Source organism: Amycolatopsis eburnea (assembly GCF_003937945.1).
GTDB lineage: Bacteria > Actinomycetota > Actinomycetes > Mycobacteriales > Pseudonocardiaceae > Amycolatopsis > Amycolatopsis eburnea.
On record NZ_RSEC01000032.1, the window covers coordinates 393,187 to 414,833 of the forward strand.

Here is a 21,647-nt window from a genome sequence, read left to right on the forward strand (position 1 = left end):
CTTGGGTCGAGGAACCGGAATGTAATCCTCCGCATACTGTACGTCCGATTTAGGGGGCCCGAAATGACCGAAGTCGCCGAACCCGCCACCAAGGGCGACGTGTTCCCGCTGGAGCGCAGCTGTCCGTTCGCCCCGCCGCCGGCCTACGGCAAGCTGCGCGAAGCGGGCCCCGTGCACCGCGTCGAGCTGCAGTCCGGCCAGGAGGCGTGGGCGATCACCCGGCTCGAGGACGTCCGGCAGATGCTCACCGACCCGCGGTTCAGCTCCGACCGGTTCAACCCCGGCTTCCCGTTCCTGACCAAGCAGGGCCGGCCGGTCCGGCGGAACAACTTCACCGCGTCGCTGATCAACATGGACCCGCCCCAGCACGGCGCGGCCCGCCGCGAGGTCGTCGGCGAGTTCACCGTCCGCCGGATGAAGGCGCTGGAGCCGCGCATCCAGCAGATCGTCGACGAGCACATCGACGCGATCCTGGCCGGCCCCAAGCCCGCCGACCTGGTCGCCGCGCTGTCGCTGCCGGTGCCGTCGCTGGTCATCTGCGAGCTGCTGGGCGTGCCCTACGACGACCACGAGTTCTTCCAGGTCCGCAGCTCGACGCTGCTCAACCGCGACGTCGACCAGGACACCCGCGTCCAGGCCGTCGACGAGCTGCAGGACTACCTCGACAAGCTGGTCGCGAAGAAGGAAGCCGACCCGACCGACGACCTGCTCGGCCGCCAGATCCTCAAGCAGCGCGAAGAGCACGGCGACGTCGACCACGACTCGCTGGTTTCGCTGGCGTTCCTGCTGCTCATCGCCGGGCACGAGACGACGGCGAACATGATCTCGCTGGGCACGGTCGCGCTGCTGGAGCACCCGGACCAGCTCGCCATCATCAAGAACGACCCCGGCAAGACGCTCGACGCCGTCGAGGAGCTGCTGCGGTACTTCACCATCGCGGAGTTCGCGACCTCGCGCGTCGCCACCGAAGACGTCGAGATCGGCGGGCAGCTGATCCGCGAAGGCGAAGGCGTGCTCGGCCTCAGCTACTCCGGCAACCGCGACGAATCCGCGTTCGAGAACGCCGACGAGCTCGACCTCGAGCGCGGTGCCCGCCACCACGTGGCGTTCGGCTTCGGGCCGCACCAGTGCCTCGGCCAGAACCTCGCCCGGATGGAGCTGCAGATCGTCTTCGACACGCTCTTCCGCCGCATCCCGGAGCTCAAGCTGGCCGCGCCGGTCGACCAGCTGCCGTTCAAGCACGACTCGTCGATCTTCGGCCTCTACTGCCTGCCCGTGACCTGGTGAGGGGGACGCCATGACCACCGTCGAGAAGCACGAGTTCCCGATGACCCGCACGTGCCCGTTCGCGCCGCCGCCGGCGTACGAGGAGATCCGCGAGGAGGAGCCGGTCTCGAAGGTGCGGCTGCCCGACGGCGGCACGGCCTGGGTGGTCACCCGGCTCGAGGACGTCCGCACCGTGCTGAACGACCGGCGCTTCAGCGCCGACCGGCAGCACCCGGACTTCCCGCAGCTGGTCAAGGGCGGGTTCCGGCGCAAGGGCGACGAGCGCACCATGATCACCATGGACGCGCCCGAGCACGGGCCGGCCCGCAAGGCCGTGCTCGGCGAGTTCACCGTGCGCCGGATGGAGGCGCTGCGGCCGCGGATCCAGCAGATCGTCGACGAGCGGATCGACGCGCTGCTGGCCGGGCCGAAGCCGGGTGACCTGGTCGAGGCGCTGTCGCTGCCGGTGCCGTCGCTGGTGATCTGCGAGATGCTCGGCGTCCCGTACGGCGACCACGACTTCTTCCAGACCCACACGGCGAAGCTGATCAAGCGCTCGACGTCGGCGGAAGACCGGCGGGCGGCGTTCGACACGATCCGCGGGTACATGGCCGACCTCATCGCGACGAAGGAGGACAACCCGCCGGACGACCTGCTCGGGCGGCAGATCGTCAAGCTCCGCGAAGAGGGCACCTACCGGCGGGAGCAGCTGGCCGCGACCGGGTTCCTGCTGCTGGTGGCCGGGCACGAGACGACGGCGAACATGATCTCGCTGTCCACCGTGGCGTTCCTGCGCAACCCGGAGCAGCTCGCGGTGATCAGGGCCGACCCGGGCAAGACGCTCGACGCGGTCGAGGAGATGCTGCGCTACTGGACGATCGTCGACGCGGCCACGGCCCGCCTGTGCGTCGAGGACGTCGAGGTCGGCGGGCAGCTGATCCGGGCGGGCGAAGGCGTGCTGGCGCTGGGCTACGCGGCCAACCGCGACCCGCGGGCGTTCGAAAACGCCGACGAGCTGGACATCGAGCGCGGCGCGCGCCACCACGTCGCGTTCGGCTTCGGGCCGCACCAGTGCCTCGGCCAGAACCTGGCGCGCATGGAGCTGCAGATCGTGTTCGACACGCTGTTCCGCCGCGTGCCTTCGCTGGCGCTGGGCGTCCCGGTGGACGATCTGCCGTTCAAGGACGACGCGAACATCTACGGCCTGTACCGGCTGCCGGTGACCTGGTAGAGATCGAACCTGCCATCCCACCACAGGAAAGAAGGACCATGAAGATCATCGCGGACACCGGCAAGTGCGTCGGCGCCGGCCAGTGCGTGCTGACCGAGCCCGAGCTGTTCGACCAGAGCGAGGACGACGGCACGGTCATCGTGCTGAACGCGACGCCGGAGGGCGAGCTGGTCGAGAAGGCCCGCGAAGCGGTGCACGTCTGCCCCAGCCAGGCCCTCTCACTGCAGGAGTGAGCCCAAGTTCGTGAAGGCCACCTTGAGGAACTTGAAGTTCCTCAAGGTGGCCTTCACGAACTTTCGCCGGCTACTTGACCGCGCCCATCGAGAGGCCGCGGACCAGGTGGTTCTGCGCGATCCAGCCGACGATCATCACCGGCAGCGAAGCCAGCAGGGCCGCCGCCGAGAGCTGGGCCCAGTACAGGCCCTCGCTGGTGATGAACCCGACGAGGAACACCGGCACCGTGCCGGCCCGCGCCGCCGTCAGGTTGACCGCGTAGAAGAACTCGGTCCACGAGAAGATCACGCAGATCAGCGCGGTCGCCGCGATCCCGGGCGCGACCACCGGCATGATGATCTTGCGCAGCAACGTCGGCAGGGTGGCGCCGTCGATCCGCCCGGCCTCGATCATCTCGTGCGGCACCTCGAGGAAGAACGACCGCATCATCCAGATCGCCAGCGGCAGGTTCATCGACGTGTACAGGATGACCAGCGCCCACACCGTGTCCAGCAGTTCGGTGTTCTGCGAGATGATGTACAGCGGGATGATCGCCGCCACGATCGGCAGCATCTTCGTCGAGAGGAAGAAGCCGAGCGCGTTCGACGTCTTCTTCACCGGCGCCAGCGAAAGCGCGTACGCCGCCGGGATGCCGAGGATGAGCACGAGCAGCGTCGAGAGCACCGTGACGAACGCGGAGTTCGACAGGTAGGGCAGGAACCCGCCCTTCAGCACGTTGGCGATCTGGTCGAACGTCGGGCTGAAGAACAGCTTGGGCGGGTCGGTGTAGGCGTCGGCCTCCTGCTTGAACGCCGTGAGGATCAGCCACAGCAGCGGGAACACGAACAGGATCGCGACGACCCACGTGACGGCGGTGAGCGAGCGGGCGCCGGCCTTGCGGCGAGCGAGCGTGGTCACTTGACGCCTCCGTCCACCGAGAACGTGCGGAACATCAGGCGCAGCGCGAAGGTCGCCACGATCATCGTCAGGACCACGACGACCACGCCCATCGCCGACGACTGGCCGACGTCGAAGCCTTCGAACGCGCGCTGGTAGATGTAGTACGGCAGGTTGGTGCTCGCGGTGCCCGGCCCGCCCTGGGTCATCAGGAAGATCGCGTCGAAGCTGTTCACGATGTAGATCGCGCCCAGCAGCGTCGCCAGCTGCAGGAACCGGGACAGGTGCGGCAGGGTGATGGACACGAACGTCCGCCAGCGGCCCGCACCGTCCACATTGGCCGCTTCGAGGACGTCCTTGGCCTGGCTCTGCAGGCCGGCGAGGATGAGCAGCATCATGAACGGCGTCCACTGCCACACGATCTGCGCCATCACCGACGCCAGCGGGAACTCCGAGAGCCAGTCGACGTCGGTGCCGAAGACGAAGTGCAGCAGCCCGTAGGTCGGGTCGAACATCGTCGTCTTCCACAGCAGCGCGCCGGCCGCCGGCAGGATGAGGAACGGCGTGATCAGCAACGTCCGGACCACCCCGCGGCCGAAGAACTTCCGGTCGAGCAGGATCGCCAGCCCGAGGCCGAGCAGCAGCGCCACGAGCACGCACACCACCGTCAGCAGCACGGTGTTGAGCAGCGCCACCAGGAACGTCGTGTCGCTGAAGACGTCGATGTAGTTGTCCAGACCGACGAAGTGCCGCGAACCCGGCCGGACCAGGTTCCACGACTGGAACGAGTAGAACACGGTGAGCAGGAACGGCAGCTGCGTCACCGCGATGACGAAGACCAGCGCGGGCAGCAGCGGCAGCCGCCGCTTGGCCGCGGTGCTCAGGCCCTTCTTCTCCACGGCCTTCGCGCGTGTCTGGGGTTTGGCCGTGTCAACCGAAAGCGTGGACATCACTGCACCGCCTTGTAGGAGTCGCCCACCGTCTGGGCGTAGTCCTGGGACTGCTTCAGCGCGTCGTCGACGGACTCGCGCCCGGCGATCGCCGCCGACAGCTGCTGGCTCACCCGGGTGCCCAGGTCCTGGAACTCGGGGATGCCGACGAACTGGATGCCCGGGTAGGGCACCGGGTTCGCCATGGCCTGCTGCTGGTTCGCGTCGGCGATACCGTCCAAAGTGGGCTTCGCGTACGCCGCCGCGGCCTTGGCGTAGTCGGGAATGTCGTAAGTGGACTGACGCACGCCCGGTGGGACGCGGTTCCAGCCGTAGGTCTCCCCGACCTTCCGCACGTACGCCTTGTCGGTCATCCAGGCCATGAACTTCCAGGCCGCGTCCTTGTCCTTGGCGACCTTCGGGATGCCCAGCGCCCAGGTGTAGAGCCAGCCGCTGGCCCGCGTCTTGACCACCGGCGCGGGCGCGTACCCGGACTTGCCGACGATCTTGCTGCTCGCCGGGTCCTCGTTCGTGCCCGCCATGACCGTCGCGTCGTACCACATCGCGGCCTGGCCCTGTGTGTACCGCGTGCCGCATTCGGAGAAGCCGGCGCTGGAGGCCCCGACTTCGCCGTGCTCGCGGATCAGGTTCACGTAGAAGTTCGCGGCCGCCTTGAACTCCGGCGAGGTCAGCTTGGCGTTCCAGTCCTGGTCGAAGTACTGGGCGCCGAAGGTGTTGGCGACCGTGCTGAACGGCGCGAGGCTCTCGCCCCAGCCGGGCTTGCCGCGCAGGCAGATCCCCGCGACGCCGTTCGCCTTGTCGTCGAGCTTCGCGGCGAATTCGGCGACCTGCTGCCACGTCGGCTTGGCCGGCATGGTCAGCCCGGCCTTCGCGAAGAGGTCCTTGCGGTAGGCCAGGAACGACGACTCGCCGTAGAACGGCACCGCGTACATCTGGTTCTCGTGCGACAGCGACTGCTTGATGCTCGGAATGAAGTCGCCCTCGTCGTAACCCGGGGTGGCCGCCATGTGCGGTTCGAGGTTCTCGAGCCAGCCGTTGGCCGCCCACTGCGGGGCCTCGTAGTTGCTGATCATCACGACGTCGAACTCGCCGCCCTCGGTGGCGGTCGACGCGGTGATCTTCGCGCGCGCCTGGTTTTCCGGCAGCGAAACGAACTTGAGGTTGATGCCGGTGGCCTTCTCGAACTCCGGCGCGAGCGAGATCGCGTCCTTCATCTGCGGGTTCGACACGATCGCGATGACGAGCGTGCTGTTCCCGGTGCCGATCGAACCCGCGCCCGCGCACCCCGTGGCCGCCAGCGACGTCGCGGCGAGGAGGCTGAGCAGCTTACGCACGGCCGCCTCCCGGGAGCACCTGCACCTTGAGGCCGGCGCCGCTGCGCATCTTGGCCAGCGCGTCCGGGTACTGCTCCAGCGGCAGCCGGTCGGTGAGCAGCTCTTCGGTGTCGATCGCGCCGCCGCCGACGAGGTCGAGCGCGGCGCCGTAGCTGTTCAGCACGGCCATCGAGCCGACGATGGTGATCTCGTCGTTGTAGATGCGGAACGGCGAGAGCGCGACGCGGGCTTCGGCCGGCGCGACGCCGAAGACGAGCAGCCGGCCACCGCGGCGGGTGGCGTCGAAGGCCGCTTCGATCGCGGGCGCGGCGCCGGTGCAGTCGACGGCGGCGTCGAACTTCTCGTCGTTCAGCTCGCCGGCGTCCGCCGCGGTGGCGACGGCGCCGAGCCGGGCCGCACGCGGCAGCCGATCGGCGTTGCGGTCGACGACGGTGACGTGCGCGCCGGCCCGCTGCAGCAGCTGCTGCATGATCAGGCCCATCGTGCCGGCGCCGACGACGAGGAAGCGCTCTCCCGCTTCGACGCCGACCCGGCGCACGCCGTGCACCGCGCAGGAAACGGGTTCGACCAGCGCGCCCTGCTCCCAGGTCATCGAGTCGGGCATGCGGTAGCAGTTCGCCGACGGGACGGCGACGTACTCGGCGAAGGCGCCGTCGACCGTGTCGCCGGTGGCGTTCCAGTTGGCGCAGAGGTTGCCGTGGCCGGAGCGGCACGGGCCGCAGTAGCCGCAGAACAGCGACGGGTCGACGGCGACGCGGTCGCCGACCCGCCAGCCGCCCGGCACGTCCGCGCCGAGCTCGACGATCTCCCCGGCGAACTCGTGGCCCGGGACGATCGGGTACGGGGTGGGCGGGAAGTGCCCGTCCGCGATGTGCAGGTCGGTCCCGCAGATCCCGCAGGCCCCGACCTTGACGACCACCTCGCGTTCCCGCGGCTTCGGGTCGGGCACGTCACCCACCCTGATCTCGCCGGGCCGGTCGATGATGGCGGCACGCATGCCTAGCCCCTTTCCTCGCGCTCATATGAGCGGCATTGGCCATTGGCGTCGAGAACATGTGAAGGCATTACAGGTCTGACGTGTGTGATTCGTCAACCTTTTGCAGAGATTTCCGGCTATAGTGCTCATATGAGCACGTCGAAGAAGGCGGCTTCGCTGACCGAAGCCATGCTGCTCGCGACCGTCGCCCGGCGCTTCTACGTGCAGGGACGCTCCAAGCTGGAGATCGCCGACGAGTTCGGCGTCAGCCGGTTCAAGGTCGCGCGGATGCTCGACACGGCCAGGGAGTCCGGGCTCGTCCGAGTGGAGTTCGCGCTGCCCGCGCCGGTCGACCTCGCCCTGTCCGACGAGGTCCGCTCGGCGTACGGCCTGGAGCGAGCGCTCGTGCTCGAACGCTCAACCGAGCGAGAGCCGCGGGAGGTCGTCCGGGCCAAGATCGGCGCGCTGGCCGCCCGGCTACTCGAGGAGATCGCGACCCCGTCCGACGTCATCGGGCTGTCGTGGGCGCGTTCGGTCAACGCGATGACCGAGGCGATCCGGTCGCTGCCGCGCTGCCCGGTCGTCCAGCTGTGCGGGGTGCAGGCGGGGATGGACATGCGCGGGCGCTCGGTGGAGACGGTCAACCGCGTGACGGCGGTGTCCGGCGGCGACGCCTACCCGATCTTCGGCCCGCTGGTGCTGCCCGACCGCCGCACGACCGAGACGCTGCGGCGGCAGCCGGGGATCGCGGAAACGTTCGGGCAGTTCCGGAACCTGACCAAGGCGGTGGTCAGCATCGGCGCGTGGCAGCCGGGCGAGTCGACGGTGTACGACGCGCTGGACGAAGCCGAGCGCGCGGCGATCGCGGCCCGCGGCGCGACCGCGGAGGTGGCCGCGCGGCTGTTCGACGCGGCCGGGAACGCGCTGTCGACCGGGCTGGCGCACCACGTGCTGGCGATCAGCCACGAGGAGCTGACGGCGGTGCCGGAGGTGATCGCGCTGGGCTACAGCAGGCCGAAGGCGGCGGCGGTCGACGCGGTGCTGCGCTCGGGCATGGTCACGACGTTGATCACCGACGCCGCCGCCGCGGTCCCCCTGCTGGCCCTGGCGGCGAAGAACCCCGTCGTGCCGACCTGAGGCGTACAGCGGCTTCGGTTTCGTACTCCGCCGGGAGTACGCGCGGCCTCCCGGGCTCCGGGGCGAAACCCGGGTCGCGCCCGATGTGCCGTGGTCCCCGGTTCGGCGAGCCTGGAGCGCGTGAAGACTTCTCCCCGCTGGCGCCAGGCCGTCGTCTGGCTGCACGTCGTGTCGTCCGTCGCCTGGATGAGCCAGGCCCTCGCGTTGGTCGTGCTGACGGCCACGGGCGCGCCCGCGATGGCCGAACGGCTCGACACCGTGCTGCTCGCGCCGATGGCGAACGTCGCCGCGTTCACCGGCCTCCTGCTCGCCGGCGCGACCGCGTGGGGCTTCTTCCGGCACTGGTGGGTGCTCACGAAGTTCGTCCTGACGCTGGTGCAGCTCTACGCCGGGATCTTCCTGCTCTCCCCCGCCCTGCACGAATCCGCGGACACCGGCGCGGTCGCCTGGCCGCAGACCGCCGGGGCGGCGCTGATGGCGAGCGCGCTGGCGTTCCAGGCGTGGCTTTCGGTCGCGAAGCCGGGCCGCCGGACGCCGTGGTCCCCGGCCGCGAAGCCGCCGACCGCGCCGACGTGGGTGTTCGTGGCGGGCGTCGGTGCCCCGGTGTCCGACGTCGTCGCGGGACTCCTGCTCGGTTACCCGCTGCCCGCGTTGTCCCTGGTCACGCTGGTCGTGCTCGGTTTTGAGCGGCGACGACGGCGTCGCCGTGCTCGGCGGCCCACCGCCCGAAGCCCTCGATCGGCTCCAGGAAGCTTGAGCCCAACGGCGTAAGCGCGTACGCGCCATCGCGGCGCTCGAGGAGCCCGTCGGACTCCAGGCGCCGCACGGTTTCCGTGAGCACCTTGGCGCTGATGCCGCCGATCTCGCGCCGCAGGTCGACGTGCCGGCGCGGGCCGTGGCGCAGGGCCCAGAGCACCACCGGGTTCCAGGTGTTGGCGACCAGGTCGAACGCGAGCCGCGTCCGGCAGTCGGCGAGGAAGTCCATGGTTACCGTTCGGTTCCTTCCCGGGTTCCTACCGTCGTGCTGGTACCAGCCAAGCACAAGGAGGACGCATGCGGATCGGGATCTTCGGCACGGGCGGGATGGCGGACGCGCTCGGCACGCAGTGGGCACGGGCGGGCCACGAAATCAGGGTGGCGGGCCGCAGGACGGGAACGTGGGGCGAGGTGGCCGCGTTCGCCGAGGTGGTCCTCCTCGCCATCCCCGCGGCGGCCATCGGCGAGGTCCTCGCGAAGGCCGGGCCGCTGGCCGGGAAGGTGCTGGTGGACTGCACCAACGACCCCGCGCTGACCGGCGCGCCGGTGGCGTCGCGGATCGTCACGGAGGCGCACGTGGTGAAGGCGTTCAACCTCGCGCACGTCGACGTCTGGCGCATGACGCCCCCGGTGTTCGACGGCCGCCCGCTGTCGGTCCCGCTGTGCGGCGACGACCCGGCGGCACTGGCGGCGGTGAGCACGCTGGTCCGGGACATCGGCGCGAAGCCGGTGGTCGCGGGTGGTCTGGACCGCGCGGCCCTGCTGGAGGCCACGGCGGCGTTCGTCATCGGCCTGTGGTTCGCGGGCGAAGACGCCCAGGCGATCCTAACCCCGGCGGGCTAGCTCAGCCCACCGCGTCGGCGTTCCCCGCGGCCAGGTCCGCCGCCCGGGCGGTCAGCGGGGCGCCGCCGCGGGGGACCAGGGTCACCTCGCCCGCGCCGAGGTCCGTCACCAGCGTGCTCAACGTCATCAGCTCGTCGCCGCCGTCCGCGTTGCGGTGGACCGCGTTCGTCAACGTCGAGACCAGCCACTTCGCGTCCGGGGACGTCGGGGTCAGGTGGGCGCACACCTCCGCGCGGTCCAGGCTCTCCTCCGACGCGACGTCCAGGTGCGGCGGCAGCTGGCGGAAGTGGTTGGTGTGCCAGGAAAGCCCACTGGCCACAGTGGTCACCGCGGTGTCGCGGCCCGCCTTCTCGACCACCGTCACCACGGGCGCGCCCACCTGCCCCATTGTGTACGCGAAGCCGCCCGCCGAGGCGTGGGAACGCAACACGGAAACCGCTTCCGCGACGGAAGTCGCGCGCTGGGCCGTGCGCGCCAGGAAGTGCCGTCCGGCGCACGGCGAAGGTGCCGCCACGCTCACGCTGTCGATCCCCCACACCAGACCGTGCGTCGTCAGCGTGAACGTGTTCGCGGGCACGAAACCCGGGTACCACCAGACGCAGACGCCGGGTTCGCCGTCGATCAGCAGGGTCAGCAGCCGCCCGATGCCGTCGAACACCGGCGCGCCGTCCTCGTTGTGGCCGAGCAGGGACGGCGAACCCGCCCACGCGAGGTCCGTGCAGCCGGTGCCGTCGCCCGCGCCGAGGTCGCCGCGCAGGTTGGCCAGCAGCAGGTCGTCGAACGGGACGCCGGCGCCCTCGGCCAGCGCCGTCAGCTCGGCGTAGGCGTCCGGGTGCTCGACCTGCGACGCCGATTCGACCGCCCGGAACCGCACCGGCGAGCGCCGGGCCCGCGCGCTGACCGGCCACGACGGCAAGCCCGCCAGCACGGTCGCGATGTCGGCGGCGGCGTACGCCCCCAGCTCGCGGAAAGCGGCTTCCCGGGCCCCGCGGACGATCGTCCAGCGCACGTCGCCGATCCGGTGCTCCCGCACTGTCGCCACCATGCGATCACGATGACTGACCAGTCAGGAATCCGCAACGGTCAGTGCTGTCCCGGGGCTTCGCCCCAGGCCGGGGGCTCCGCCACCCGGAACCCCCGAAAGCGTCAGTGCGCGCCCACTTCGATCACCCGCATCACCGCGGCCCCGGCCTCGTCCGACGCCGCCAAGTCGACTTCGGCGCTGATGCCCCAGTCGTGGTCGCCCGCGGGGTCGTCGAAGATCTGCCGCACCTTCCAGACGTCCGGCTGCTGCTCGATCATCAGCAGCGCCGGGCCGCGCGCGTCCGGGCCGGTGCCGAGCGAGTCGTACTCCTCGAAGTAGTCCTCGATGGCTTCCTGCCACGCGTCGGCGTCCCAGCCCGAGGCCGCGTCCAGCTCCCCGAGCGGGAACCACGCCCGCCGCGCGAACAGCTCGACCCGGCGGAACAGCTCGTTGCGCACCAGGACGCGGAACGCGCGCTCGTTGCGCGTGACGGCGGGCGGCAGCTCCGGCGGCCGGTGCGACACCGGCCCTTCTTCCGTCGGGTGCCGCAGCGCTTCCCACTCGTCCAGCAGGCTGGAGTCGACCTGCCGGACCAGCTCGCCGAGCCACTCGATGAGGTCCTGCAGCGGCTCGGTCTTCGCCTCGTCCGGCACCGTGTGGCGCAGCGCGTCGTAGACGTCGGCGAGGTAGCGCAGCACCAGGCCCTCGGACCGGGCGAGCTGGTAGAAGCCGATGTACTCCACGAAGTTCATCGCGCGCTCGTACATGTCGCGCACGACGGACTTGGGCGACAGCTCGTAGTCGTCGACCCACGGGTGGCCCTGGCGGTAGCTGTGGAACGCGCCCTGCAGCAGCTCTTCCAGCGGCTTCGGGTACGTGATGTTCTCGAGCAGCTCCATCCGCTCGTCGTACTCGATGCCCTCGGCCTTCATCGCGTTGACGGCTTCGCCGCGCGCCTTGAACTGCTGCTGCGACAGCACCGGCCGCGGGTTGTCCACAGTGGATTCCACAATGGACACCACGTCGAGCGGGTACGACGGCGACTCGAGGTCCAGCAGCTCGATCGCGGCCAGCGCGAACGGCGAAAGCGGCTGGTTGAGCGCGAAGTCGAACTGCAGGTCGACGGTGAGCCGGATGATCCGGCCCTGCTCGTCCGGCTCGTCCAGCCGCTCGACGACGCCGGCGGCGAGCAGCGCGCGGTAGATCGCGATGGCGCGCAGGATGAGCTTGCGCTGCGACGCCCGGTCCTCGTGGTTGTCCTCCAGGAGGTGGCGCATCGAGTCAAAGGCGTTGCCCGGCCGCGAGATCACGTTGAGCAGCATCGAGTGCGTGACCTTGAAGCTGGACGTCAGCGGCTCGGGGTCGGCCGCGATGAGCCGGTCGAACGTGCTCTCGGTCCAGTTGACGAACCCTTCCGGGGCCTTCTTCCGGACGATCTTCTTTTTCTTCTTCGGGTCGTCTCCCGCCTTCTCCAGGGCCTTGGCGTTCTCGACGACGTGGTCGGGCGCCTGCACGACGACGTAGCCGTCGGTGTCGTAGCCCGCGCGCCCGGCGCGGCCGGCGATCTGGTGGAACTCGCGCGCCTTGAGGTGGCGCTGCCGGACGCCGTCGTACTTGGTCAGCGCGGAGAAGACGACCGTCCGGATCGGCACGTTGATGCCGACGCCGAGGGTGTCGGTCCCGCAGATCACCTTGAGCAGCCCGGATTGGGCCAAGGTCTCGACCAATCGGCGGTACTTGGGGAGCATGCCGGCGTGGTGGACGCCGATGCCGTGGCGGACCAGCCGCGAGAGCGTCTTGCCGAAGCCGGCGGAGAACCGGAAGTCGCCGATCAGCTCGGCGATGGACTCCTTTTCGGCCTTCGTCGTGACGTTGATGCTCATCAGCGTCTGCGCGCGTTCGATGGCCGCGGCCTGCGAGAAGTGCACGACGTACACCGGCGCCTGGCCGCCGTTGAGCAGCTCCGACATCGTCTCGTGCAGCGGCGTCAGCGCGTACCGGAAGGTCAGCGGCACCGGGCGCTGCGCCGACGTGACGACCGCCGTCGGCCTGCCGGTGCGGCGGGTGAGGTCCTTTTCGAAGAAGGACACGTCGCCCAGGGTCGCCGACATCAGGACGAACTGGGCCTTCGGCAGCTCGAGCAGCGGCACCTGCCACGCCCAGCCGCGGTCGGGCTCGGAGTAGAAGTGGAACTCGTCGGCCACGACCTGCCCCACGGGGGCGTCGGCACCGAACCGCAACGCGATGTTCGCCAGGATTTCGGCCGTGCAGCAGATGATCGGGGCGTCCGGGTTGACGCTGGAGTCACCCGTCATCATCCCGACGTTGTCGGCCCCGAAGATCTCGATGAGCTGGAAGAACTTCTCCGAGACGAGGGCCTTGATGGGCGCGGTGTAGTAGCTGCGGCGGCCCTGGGCGAGCGCGGTGAAGTGCGCGCCGACGGCGACGAGGCTCTTCCCGGAGCCGGTCGGCGTCGAGAGGATGACGTTCGATCCGGAGACGACCTCCATCACCGCCTCCTCCTGCGCCGGGTACAGCTCGATGCCCCGATCGGCCGTCCAGGTCGTGAACGCTTCGAAGAGGGCGTCGGGGTCGGGATCCGCAGGCAGGAGGTCTGTAAGAGTCATCAGACGTCCATCGTGCCATCCGCTCGTCGCAAAGTCGGCAGGGGCGATCGCATCGCGCGTGGTAAACCCGTAGGCTTCGCGTTACCGCGCTTCGACCGGGAGATACGGTGTCGCGCGCACACGGGCGGTACTCCGGAGGGCTTAGGAATGGCACAGGACATCATCCCGATCGAACTCGGGCTGCCGCAGGGCGACGTCGTCACCCTGTGGGCCCCGCGCTGGCGGGAAGACGGCGAGGAGTGGGAAGCGTTCCTCGGCGACGAGGACGACCTGTACGCCTTCCCGGACGCCGCCCACCTGGCCGCTTTCGTCCGCACGTCCGAGCGGCACGACCTGCTCGACCACCCGGCGTGGGACGCGGTGCCGTCGCTGAACGTGCCGGAGCTGATCCCGGACGAGGACCACACGTACGACCTCGTCGGCGTGCCGGAGCTCGTCGCCGAGGAACCGGACGTCTGGCACATCGCCGAGCTGGCGGAGATCGTCGGCATCGTGCGCTCGCTCGCCGACGTCTGCGACCTCGAAGAGGTCCACGAGATCCTCGACTCGACCGAGGGCTTCTCGCTGCTGGACCAGGGCACCCTCCCGTTCACCGGGAGCGTTGGCGTGCAGGTGTGGAACGACCTGTCCGAGACGGTGTCGACCAAGTGGGACACCGTGCTGGACGCGATCGACGGCCTGGTCACGGTGCCGGACGTCGACGAGAAGGTCCTGGAGCAGACCGCCGAGGAGCTGGCGGCGTTCCACGAGGAGTCCGCCGAGGCCGAGGCCGGCGCGGAGGGCGAAGAGGACCTCGAGGCGATCGACGCCGACTCGGACGACGACGAGGATTCCGCCGAAGAAGAGGGTCCGGTCGGCTTCTGGGCCGAGGTCGGCATCGACCCGATCAAGATCATCACGTCCGGCGCGGAGTACTACACGCTGCGCTGCTACCTCGACGACACCCCGGTGTTCCTGGGCAGCGAGGGCGAGATCGACGTGTTCACCTCTCCCGGCGCGCTCGCCCGGGCCCTCGCCGACGGCAAGGACCTGGCCGAGACCGACCTCGCCGACGTGTCCACGTGGGACGAGGTGCTGGCGAAGGCCACCGCGGGCGAGCTCGAGATCGAGGTCGACGCGGAGAACACGTACGTGCTGACCGGCCTCGACGCGGACATCGCGGAGGGCCCGGAGGCGATCGACCCGACGCAGCTGGAACTGGCGGTCGAGCTGATCACGGACGCGGCCGACTGGGCGGGCGACGAGAGCGTCGAAACGGCGCTGGCGTCGAACGAAAGCCTGGGCTGGCTGGTGTCGTTCGTGCTCCGCCCGGACCCGACGCGCCTCGAGCCGAGCGCGCCGTTCGACGCCGAGCAGAGCGCTTGGCGGAAGCTGGTGGAGACGTTCGAGAACCGCCTGACGGTGGCTTGATCCTTCGCTCCGGAGGCCGCTTCCCCGCTGGTTCGGGGAGGCGGCCTTCGTCGTGTCCGGGGCCTGTCCGGATGTCATGAAAGAGTCGTTCATGTCGTCTGACGACATGAAAGGGTCGTTCATGACATCGCCGGCCGTTTCCGTCGGTGGCCGCCGATACGCTGGAGACGGGGGGCGCCCCCGCGGGTGGTCAGTCCCGCTCGTGTTCCGCGCGGACCGGGACCACCGCCACCGCGATCGCCGGGAAGATCGCCGCCACGCAGAACGCCAGTGCGTAGCGGCTGTCGCCGATCACCAGGCCCAGCAGGGGCGGGGTCAGGGAGGCCGCGATGTTCTGGCCCGTGTTCTGCGTGCCCATCGCGCGGCCCGACCAGGCCAGGCCCGCCAGCTCGGCCGACGCCGTGAAGCCGAGGCCGTTGTCGGCCACCGTGATGATGCCCGCCAGCGCCAGTGCCAGCAGCACCAGCCAGGGCCACGACACGTCCCCCAGCGCCACCAGCAGCATCACCGAGCAGCTCAGCACCGCCAGCTGCCGCATCGGGCGCAGGCGGCTGCCGACGCGGTCGGACCACCAGCCGGAGCCGAGGCGGCCCAGCGCGCCCAGCACCTGGACCACCGCCAGGTACCAGCCCGCCGACAGCGGGCTCCAGTGCTGTCCCGACACCAGGTACACCGGCGCGAACGCCGACACCGCGAACTGCGGCACCACCAGCAGCGCGCTCGCCCCGTGCACCCGCCACAGCGCCGCGTGCCGGTACGGCGAAGGCGGCTTCTCCCCCGAAGGCGCCCGCGGGGGCCGGGGCGGGTCGGTCACCAGCCACGCCACCAGCAGCGCCACCCCGATCGCCAGCCCGGCCGGCAGCAGCACGGCCGCGCGGAAGCCGAAGTGCGCGGCCAGCGGCGGCAGCCCCAGCGCCGCGACGCCGACGCCCAGCGGCTGGGCGGTCTGGCGGATCCCCATCGCCACGCCGCGCTCGGACTTCGCGAACCAGCCCATCACCACGCGGCCGCTCGCCGCGTTCACCGAAGCCGTGCACGCGCCGGCCGCCAGGAACACCCCAAAGAGGAGCCCGACCGAGTGATCACCGACTCCGGCGTACACCAGGAGTAACCCCGAGACCCCGAGCCCGAGGGCCATGATCAGGCGCTCTCCGTAACGGTCCGCAGCCGCGCCCCACACGATCAGGGTGAACAACAACCCGATGCTCGGGGCCGCGACGACCGTGCCCGCCTCGGCCAGCGTCAGCCCTTCCCCGGCCCGCATGGCCGGGACCAGGAACGGGAGGCCGTAGAGGAACGAGCAGCTCGCGGTCTGCGCGGCGAGGCCGAGCGCGAGGATGAGCCACCGCCGTGAACTCGCCTGCACCCGCTCCACCGAGCCGTCCGCGACCTGCGCCATCGTCGTCACCGTCTCAAATATTGAGAAGTAATTCCTACATGGTGAACGATAGTTGGCATGGCTAAGGACCGCAAGGGCGAAGCGGGCCGGGTCAGGCCAGCGCGGCGTACCCGGGCTTGATCACGTCGTCGATCAGCCGGATCCGCGCGTCGAAATCGATGAACGCGGATTTCATCGCGTTGATGGTGAACCAGCGGAAGTCGTCCAGGCCATAGCCGAACGTCTCGTGCAGCGCGGCGAATTCGCTGGTCATCGTGCATCCGCTCATCAGCCGGTTGTCCGTGTTCACGGTCACGCGGAAGCGCAGCTTGGTGAGCAGGCCGATGGGGTGCTCGGCGATCGAGCGGACCGTGCCTGTTTGGACGTTCGACGTCGGGCAGATCTCCAGGGGGATGCGGCGGTCGCGGACATACGCGGCCAACCGTCCAAGGTGGACCGTGCCGTCCGCGTCGGTCTTGATGTCCTCGGCGATGCGCACGCCGTGCCCGAGCCGCTCGGCGCCGCAGTGCTGAATCGCCTCCCAAATGGACGGCAAACCGAAGGCCTCGCCGGCGTGAATGGTGAAATGCGCATTGTTCTGCCGCAGGTATTCGAACGCGTCGAGATTGCGGGTGGGCGGAAATCCGTCCTCCGGGCCCGCGATGTCGAACCCGGCGACGCCGGCGTCGCGGTAGCGGACCGCGAGGTCGGCGATCTCGAGGGCGCGGGCGTGCTGGCGCATCGCGCAGAGCAACGTCCCGACGCGGATGCTGCCGCCGTTCGCGGCCACGCGGCGAGTGCCCTCCGTGAACCCCGCCTGGACGGCCTCGACCACCGCATCGAGTGACAGACCGCGTTCGACGAACAACTCCGGTGCGTAGCGCACCTCGGCGTAGACGACGCCGTCGGCGGCCAGGTCCTCGACCGCTTCCGCGGCGACCCTGACCAGCGCATCCTCGGTCTGCATCACCCCGCAGGTGTGCGCGAAGGTCTCGAGGTAGGAAACGAGTGAGCCGGAATCGGCCGCGCGGCGGAACCAGGCGCCCAGCTCGGCCGGATCGCTGGTGGGCAGTCCGTCGTAGCCGGTCTCGTCGGCCAGCTCGGCGACGGTCGCCGGGCGGAGGCCGCCGTCCAGGTGGTCGTGCAGCAGCACCTTGGGCGCGCGGCGGAGCGTCTCGCTGGGCAGAACAGGGCTTTCGTCAGGCATCCCCCAACGGTAACCTCGCTGTCATTCCCCTACATGGCCGTAAGTCCCAGCCCCGGGCTAACCCTGAGCGTCGAGGATCAAGGAACGAATCGGCCATCCGGGGGCAGCCTCCGCAATAGGCGCTTCACGGGGGCCATACAGACAGCAATTTTTGCAATCGATAAGCTTCGTGGCACGTCCCTCCATTTCCCCGCCGACGAAGGACACACAGCAGTGACCACTGACAACCACATTGCCGCCCCGTCCTTCGACCGGATGCGCAACATGCTGGTGCGCGCGGCCGAAGTGCGTGAGAGCGAGCAGCAGCAGATCTTCGACGCGCTCGACGACATCTACGCCCGCCTCGCGCCGGTGGACTCGCTGGGCGCGGTCCGCAAGCGGCTGTCCGAGCTCCCCGACCGCACCGAGGTCGGCGTGCTGGCCGAGCGCCTCGACGAGGCGATGTCCCGCCTCGAGGCCCAGGACAACGCCATCGCGGCGCTGACCCGGGCGATCGAGAGCCTCCCGGACAAGCTCGCCAAGCCCTTCGCGCAGCTGGACGGCCGCCTCGACGGCGTCGCCGCGCGCTTCGAGGGTGTCGCCGGGCGGATGGACGGGCTCGAGGACAAGCTCCAGAACATCCACCGCCGGCTCGACGAGCTGGGCGGCCACCTGGACAAGCAGGACGCCAAGCTCGACTCGATCCCGCAGGCGGTGACCGGCCCGGTCCGCGAGCGGATCGAGCAGGCCGAGGGCACGCTGCGCGAGCGCGTCGACAGCACCGACCACGAGCTGCGCGGCAAGGTCGACGAGCTCAGCCGCGTCACGCAGGAGCGCGTCGGCGAGCTGGGCCGCACCACGCACGAGCGGATCGACGCCAACACCGAAGCGCTCAAGGTGGCGCTGACCGAGACCGGCGAGATGATCGACGCCTCGGACCGCCTGGAGAACCTGGGCAACCGCCTCGAGACGGTCACCGCCCGCCTCGACGACCTGACCGGCCGCCTCGACAAGGTGGAGGACGGCTTCCGCTCCGGCATCGGCGACCTCGACGGCGCGCTCAAGGCCGGGCTGTCCAAGGTCGAGGGCACGCTGTCCAAGCAGCCGGACACCGACTCGGTGGACACGCTGGTCCGCAAGAGCAACGACGAGAGCGTCCGCCGCATCGGCGGCCAGCTCGACGAGGCGATGGCGACGTTCGCGGAGCTGATGCTCGGCGGCGGCCCGGCGGTCCAGCAGATCGCCCCGCCCCCGCCGGCCCCGCGCCAGCCGCGCCGCAGCTCCCGCAACGGCCGCGCCCCGAAGCCTGCCGACGCCAAGGCCAAGTCGGGCGAAGGCACCGAAGAAGCCACGGAGTAACCCAGCCCCACGAAGAGGCCCCCGCCGGTTCACCCGACGGGGGCCTCTTCCGTTGCGGAGTCCACGCTCCGGGTCACTTTCACGTGAAAGCGGCGACCTGGGGGCGTAGCTTTCACGTGAAAGCGACGCTCGGGCGGGCGATGGTCGTCACACCGTGCCGCGGATCGTCTCCTGGATGATCGGGGACGGGGTGGGCGCGGACGAGGCGATCGTGAAGCCGCCGTCGAGGGCAGTCAAGGCCGCTGGGACCGCGTCCGGGGTGTCCGTGTGCAGCTCCAGCAGGGGCTCACCCTCCGTCACCGGCGAACCGGGCTTGGCCAGGCAGAGCACGCCCGCCGCGGCCTGGACCGGGTCCTCCTTGCGGGCCCGGCCCGCGCCCAGCCGCCACGCCGCGACGCCCACCGCGTACGCGTCCAGCGAAGCCAGCACGCCCGAAGCCGGCGCGACGACTGTGTGGACGTGCGAAGGCGTCGGCAGCGGTGCCGAAGGGTCGCCGCCCTGGGCGGAGATCATCCGGCACCAGACCTCGTACGCCTCGCCGGACGCCAGCACGGCGGCGGGGTCGGCATCCAGACCGGCCAGCGCCAGCATTTCCCGAGCCAACGCGACCGTCAGCTCGACCACGTCCGAAGGGCCACCGCCCTGCAGCACGGCGACCGACTCCGCGACCTCCACCGCGTTGCCGACCGCCCGCCCCAGCGGGACGTTCATGTCGGTCAGCAGCGCCGTCGTCGGGACGCCGTGGTCGACGCCGATCGAAGTCAACGTCGAAGCCAGCTCACGCGCCTGGGAAAGCGTCTTCATGAACGCGCCCGACCCGAACTTCACGTCCAGGACCAGCCCGGACGCGCCCTCCGCGATCTTCTTGCTCATGATCGAGCTGGCGATCAGCGGGATCGATTCCACAGTGGACGTCACGTCCCGCAGCGCGTACAGCTTCTTGTCCGCCGGCGCGAGCCCGGACGTCGCCGCGCAGACCACCGCGCCGACGTCTTCGAGCTGCGCCTGGATTTCCGAAGTGGACAGTGCGGCGCGCCAGCCGGGGATCGACTCCAGCTTGTCGAGCGTGCCGCCGGTGTGCCCGAGCCCGCGCCCGGACAGCTGCGGCACCGCCGCCCCGCAGGCGGCCACCAGCGGCGCCAGCGGCAGCGTGATCTTGTCGCCGACGCCGCCCGTCGAGTGCTTGTCGACGGTCGGCCGGGAAACGGAAAGCGACAGCCGCTCCCCCGACGCGATCATCGCGTGCGTCCACCGGGAGATCTCGGCGGCGGACATCCCGTTCAGGAAGATCGCCATCGCCAGCGCCGACATCTGTTCCTCGGCGACGAGACCGCGGGTGTACGCGTCGACGACCCAGTCGATCTGCTCGTCGGAAAGCGTGCCGCCGTCCCGCTTGGTGCGGATGACGTCGACCGCCGCGAACGCGCTCACGGCAGGTCGTCCGGGCCGAAGGCGTCCGGCAGGACGTCGGACATCGGCAGGATCCCGCTCGGCGTGTCCACCAGGCACGCGGACCCGCCCAGCTCGAACAGGATCTGCCGGCAGCGCCCGCACGGCATCAGCAGGTCACCCGCGCCGCTGCGGCACGCCACCGCCACGAGCCGGCCGCCGCCGGACAGCCGCAACTGCCCGGCCATCGTGCACTCCGCGCACAGCCCGAGCCCGTAGGACGCGTTCTCGACGTTGCACCCGGTCACGACGCGGCCGTCGTCGACGATCCCCGCGACACCAACGTGCAGCCCCGAATAGGGCGCGTACGCATGGGAAGCGGCTTCGATCGCCTGGGCGCGCAAGGCGTCCCAATCCACAGTGGACATCAGTCCTCACCTCGCCGGTACGGCTGGCCGTCGGCCTTCGGCGGCCGCAGCCGCTGCGAAGCCACCGCCAGCACGATCAGCGTCACGAAGTGCGCGGTGTACGGGATCAGGTCGGACGGCAGCGTGTCGTTCGACCAGTAGATCGCGTACAGCACGCCCGCGCCGACGACGCCGAGCCCGGCCGCGATCCACTGCCGCCGGAACAGCTGCACGACGACGATCACGCCGACCAGGATGACCGCGCCGTACAGCAGCGCGAGCACCGCTTCGCCGCCGCCGGAGAGCTGCAGGCCGTCCGCGTAGCCGAACAGCGCCGCGCCGCCGAGCAGGCCGCCCGGCCGCCAGTTGCCGAAGATCATCGCCGCGAGGCCGATGTAGCCGCGGCCGTTGGTCTGGTTCTCCAGGTAGTCCGCGCCGCCGCGCAGCAGCACCAGCGACGCGCCGCCCATCCCGGCGAAGGCGCCGGAGATCAGCATCGCGATGTACTTGTGCCGGTAGACGTTGACGCCGAGGGACTCCGCGGCCACCGGGTTCTCGCCGCACGAGCGCAGCCGCAGGCCGAAGCGGGTCCGCCAGAGCACCCAGAAGCTGACCGGCACCAGGATGATCGCGATCATCGTCAGCGGCGCCACCTCGGTGACCAGGCCGCGCAGGATGCCGGCGACGTCGGAGATGCCGACGCGCTGCTCCTTCTCCAGGTCGCCGAGCCAGTCCGAGAGGAACGTTGCCGAGTAGGTGTCGAACTTCGGCACCACCGGCGACTGCCGCGGGTTGCCCGACAGCGGCTCGAAGATCAGGTTCGCGAGGTACTTCGTGACGCCGAGGCCGAGCAGGTTGATCGCGACGCCGGAGACGATGTGGTTGACGTTGAACGTCACCGTCGCCACCGCGTGCAGCAGGCCGCCGAGCGCGCCGAAGACGAGCGCGGCCACCAGCCCGGCCCACACGCCGCCGTAGTACGCACCCCAGGCGGCGCCCCAGGTCCCGAGGATCATCATGCCCTCGAGGCCGATGTTGACCACGCCCGCGCGTTCGGCCCAGAGCCCGCCGAGCCCGCAGAGCAGGATCGGCAGGGCCAGGCGCAACGCGGCCTGCGCGGTGTTCGAGGACGTCAGCGCGGACACGCCGGTGGAGTACGACGCCGTCGAGAGGACGGCGATGGCGATGACCGCCCAGATGACCCCGCGCAGCCAGCCCGGGACCCGGGTGCGCTTGCGCCGCACCGGCATCGTGGTGCCGGACT

At 70.2% G+C, this 21,647-nt stretch carries 20 protein-coding genes; 8 read left to right on the forward strand and 12 right to left on the reverse strand.

Features of this window, described 5'->3' with window-relative positions; translation table 11 throughout:
- Positions 1-63: 63 nt before the first annotated feature.
- From EIY87_RS09725 to EIY87_RS09735, 3 genes are read left to right on the forward strand one after another with little or no spacing between them, the layout of a single operon-like run.
- Positions 64-1,287: a cytochrome P450 gene (locus EIY87_RS09725; RefSeq protein WP_125307326.1), complete on the forward strand. Its 1,224-nt coding sequence runs from the start codon at positions 64-66 to the stop codon at positions 1,285-1,287.
- Positions 1,288-1,297: 10 nt separating this feature from the next.
- Positions 1,298-2,497 carry a cytochrome P450 gene (locus EIY87_RS09730; protein ID WP_125307327.1) on the forward strand — a complete coding sequence of 400 codons (1,200 nt, stop codon included), beginning with the start codon at positions 1,298-1,300 and terminating at the stop codon, positions 2,495-2,497.
- Positions 2,498-2,535: 38 nt separating this feature from the next.
- The gene (locus EIY87_RS09735) at positions 2,536-2,730 is read left to right on the forward strand and encodes a ferredoxin (RefSeq protein WP_125307328.1); all 195 of its coding nucleotides are present in this window, start codon (positions 2,536-2,538) and stop codon (positions 2,728-2,730) included.
- Between the two features lie 70 nt (positions 2,731-2,800).
- On the opposite strand, the gene EIY87_RS09740 is transcribed toward EIY87_RS09735, so the two are convergent.
- Genes EIY87_RS09740 through EIY87_RS09755 form a run of 4 tightly spaced genes read right to left on the reverse strand, consistent with a single transcriptional unit; the run spans position 2,801 to position 6,888 of the window.
- Positions 2,801-3,628 carry a carbohydrate ABC transporter permease gene (locus EIY87_RS09740; protein WP_125307329.1) on the reverse strand — a complete coding sequence of 276 codons (828 nt, stop codon included), beginning with the start codon at positions 3,626-3,628 and terminating at the stop codon, positions 2,801-2,803.
- Entirely contained in the window at positions 3,625-4,557 is a 933-nt protein-coding gene (locus EIY87_RS09745) for a carbohydrate ABC transporter permease (RefSeq protein WP_125307330.1), read from the reverse strand. Before EIY87_RS09745 ends, EIY87_RS09740 begins: the two co-directional genes overlap by 4 nt.
- Entirely contained in the window at positions 4,557-5,891 is a 1,335-nt protein-coding gene (locus tag EIY87_RS09750; protein WP_125307331.1) for an ABC transporter substrate-binding protein, read from the reverse strand. Before EIY87_RS09750 ends, EIY87_RS09745 begins: the two co-directional genes overlap by 1 nt.
- Positions 5,884-6,888: a zinc-dependent alcohol dehydrogenase family protein gene (locus EIY87_RS09755; protein WP_125307332.1), complete on the reverse strand. Its 1,005-nt coding sequence runs from the start codon at positions 6,886-6,888 to the stop codon at positions 5,884-5,886. The genes EIY87_RS09750 and EIY87_RS09755 overlap by 8 nt, the downstream gene beginning before the upstream one ends.
- Positions 6,889-7,017: 129 nt before the next feature.
- Here EIY87_RS09755 and EIY87_RS09760 point away from each other — a divergent pair, with 129 nt between their 5' ends.
- Both EIY87_RS09760 and EIY87_RS09765 read left to right on the forward strand, forming a co-directional pair.
- Positions 7,018-8,004, forward strand: coding sequence for a sugar-binding transcriptional regulator (locus EIY87_RS09760; RefSeq protein WP_125307333.1), 987 nt, complete (start codon positions 7,018-7,020; stop codon positions 8,002-8,004).
- A gap of 120 nt (positions 8,005-8,124) precedes the next feature.
- Positions 8,125-8,775 (forward strand): hypothetical protein, encoded by a 651-nt coding sequence (locus EIY87_RS09765; RefSeq protein WP_404800027.1) that lies wholly within the window; start codon positions 8,125-8,127, stop codon positions 8,773-8,775.
- Here EIY87_RS09765 and EIY87_RS09770 read toward each other — a convergent pair.
- Positions 8,666-8,989 (reverse strand): winged helix-turn-helix transcriptional regulator, encoded by a 324-nt coding sequence (locus tag EIY87_RS09770; RefSeq protein WP_125307334.1) that lies wholly within the window; start codon positions 8,987-8,989, stop codon positions 8,666-8,668. The two genes, EIY87_RS09765 and EIY87_RS09770, sit on opposite strands and share 110 nt — an antisense overlap.
- Before the next feature lie 68 nt (positions 8,990-9,057).
- On the opposite strand from EIY87_RS09770, the gene EIY87_RS09775 reads away from it, so the two are divergent.
- Positions 9,058-9,603 carry an NADPH-dependent F420 reductase gene (locus EIY87_RS09775; protein WP_125307335.1) on the forward strand — a complete coding sequence of 182 codons (546 nt, stop codon included), beginning with the start codon at positions 9,058-9,060 and terminating at the stop codon, positions 9,601-9,603.
- Between the two features lies 1 nt (position 9,604).
- On the opposite strand, the gene EIY87_RS09780 is transcribed toward EIY87_RS09775, so the two are convergent.
- Both EIY87_RS09780 and EIY87_RS09785 read right to left on the reverse strand, forming a co-directional pair.
- A complete protein-coding gene (locus tag EIY87_RS09780; RefSeq protein WP_125307336.1) occupies positions 9,605-10,648 on the reverse strand; it encodes a C45 family autoproteolytic acyltransferase/hydolase in 1,044 nt (347 codons plus the stop codon).
- Positions 10,649-10,749: 101 nt separating this feature from the next.
- Positions 10,750-13,254 carry a DEAD/DEAH box helicase gene (locus tag EIY87_RS09785; RefSeq protein WP_125307337.1) on the reverse strand — a complete coding sequence of 835 codons (2,505 nt, stop codon included), beginning with the start codon at positions 13,252-13,254 and terminating at the stop codon, positions 10,750-10,752.
- A 147-nt stretch (positions 13,255-13,401) separates the two neighbouring features.
- Here EIY87_RS09785 and EIY87_RS09790 point away from each other — a divergent pair, with 147 nt between their 5' ends.
- Positions 13,402-14,664 (forward strand): primosomal protein, encoded by a 1,263-nt coding sequence (locus EIY87_RS09790; RefSeq protein ID WP_125307338.1) that lies wholly within the window; start codon positions 13,402-13,404, stop codon positions 14,662-14,664.
- A gap of 190 nt (positions 14,665-14,854) precedes the next feature.
- On the opposite strand, the gene EIY87_RS09795 is transcribed toward EIY87_RS09790, so the two are convergent.
- A complete protein-coding gene (locus EIY87_RS09795; protein WP_125307503.1) occupies positions 14,855-16,063 on the reverse strand; it encodes an MFS transporter in 1,209 nt (402 codons plus the stop codon).
- A 91-nt stretch (positions 16,064-16,154) separates the two neighbouring features.
- A complete protein-coding gene (locus EIY87_RS09800) occupies positions 16,155-17,249 on the reverse strand; it encodes an adenosine deaminase (RefSeq protein ID WP_125307339.1) in 1,095 nt (364 codons plus the stop codon).
- A gap of 213 nt (positions 17,250-17,462) precedes the next feature.
- Between EIY87_RS09800 and EIY87_RS09805 the strand changes: the two genes are divergently transcribed.
- The gene (locus tag EIY87_RS09805; RefSeq protein WP_125307340.1) at positions 17,463-18,587 is read left to right on the forward strand and encodes a PA containing protein; all 1,125 of its coding nucleotides are present in this window, start codon (positions 17,463-17,465) and stop codon (positions 18,585-18,587) included.
- Between the two features lie 147 nt (positions 18,588-18,734).
- On the opposite strand, the gene EIY87_RS09810 is transcribed toward EIY87_RS09805, so the two are convergent.
- The 3 genes from EIY87_RS09810 to EIY87_RS09820 are packed head-to-tail and all read right to left on the reverse strand — an operon-like array spanning position 18,735 to position 21,633.
- Complete coding sequence (locus EIY87_RS09810) at positions 18,735-20,018, reverse strand: thymidine phosphorylase (RefSeq protein WP_125307341.1); 1,284 nt, start codon at positions 20,016-20,018, stop codon at positions 18,735-18,737.
- Positions 20,015-20,404 carry a cytidine deaminase gene (locus EIY87_RS09815; protein WP_125307342.1) on the reverse strand — a complete coding sequence of 130 codons (390 nt, stop codon included), beginning with the start codon at positions 20,402-20,404 and terminating at the stop codon, positions 20,015-20,017. Before EIY87_RS09815 ends, EIY87_RS09810 begins: the two co-directional genes overlap by 4 nt.
- Positions 20,404-21,633 carry an ABC transporter permease gene (locus EIY87_RS09820; RefSeq protein ID WP_125307504.1) on the reverse strand — a complete coding sequence of 410 codons (1,230 nt, stop codon included), beginning with the start codon at positions 21,631-21,633 and terminating at the stop codon, positions 20,404-20,406. Before EIY87_RS09820 ends, EIY87_RS09815 begins: the two co-directional genes overlap by 1 nt.
- Positions 21,634-21,647 lie beyond the last annotated feature (14 nt).